This window comes from Mesorhizobium sp. M7D.F.Ca.US.004.03.1.1 (assembly GCF_003998635.1).
GTDB lineage: Bacteria > Pseudomonadota > Alphaproteobacteria > Rhizobiales > Rhizobiaceae > Mesorhizobium > Mesorhizobium loti.
In genome coordinates this window covers 1-692 of sequence record NZ_RZQG01001595.1, presented here as the reverse complement: position 1 = coordinate 692, position 692 = coordinate 1, and the positions used below count along the sequence as shown (strand labels likewise).

General features: G+C 60.3%; 1 protein-coding gene and 1 pseudogene. Both read left to right on the top strand.

All coding sequences use genetic code 11. The features are described from left to right. Positions 1–190 (top strand): hypothetical protein (locus EN935_RS41240; RefSeq protein ID WP_206534713.1); only part of this gene is annotated, 190 nt, incomplete at its 5' end. Between the two features lie 32 nt (positions 191–222). After that, a pseudogene (locus EN935_RS38940) lies at positions 223–692 on the top strand (hypothetical protein); the annotation flags it as partial.

Below are 692 nucleotides of genomic sequence, written 5' to 3'. Positions count from 1 at the left end.
GGGCAGCATCGTGATGATGCTCGATCTGCTCGGTGGTTTTGGGGAAAAGGGCCGCACCAGCCTCGCTGTCAGCAGCGGCAACGACCGCATCCTGCTCCACGTCGGCCTCGGTAACACGGCCCTGCGCGTGGTGATCCAGATCACCAACCTGTCAGCGGCTAAATTGCGCCAATCCAGTGCTTATGCTTGAAGCCGCCGCCATTTCATTCCACATCGGTCAGGATGAAGGGCAAGACAGGAGAACGGCGTCGGAATCTGTTGTGGGGCTTGCCCGCATCGCTGATCATGCATGCGCTCATCGTAGCGCTCGTGGTCTACGGCCTGCGGAGTCCTCCTCAACAGCCGCAGGAGGAGCAGCCGGTCAATGTCGCGCTCGTACCTGCGTCCGATCAGCCAAAACCGAAACCAGCTCCCGCACCACCGCCAAAGGAAGCCAAAACCGAAAAGCCGCCGGAACCGAAGGTTGAAAAACCGCCCGAGCCGAAGGTTGAAAAGCCACCTCCGCCGGAAAAGCAGCCGCAGAAGCCGTCGCCAATCGAGGTGCTGAAACCTGTTTTTCAGTTCGGCGAGAAGGATACCGGCCCGAGGAAATCCCTGGATGGGGACAGCGCTCAGGACAACTCGCCATCACCGACCAAGGATGACGCGTCGAAGCCGCCTGTCGTGCCGAAGCAGACAGAGAACAAATCGGC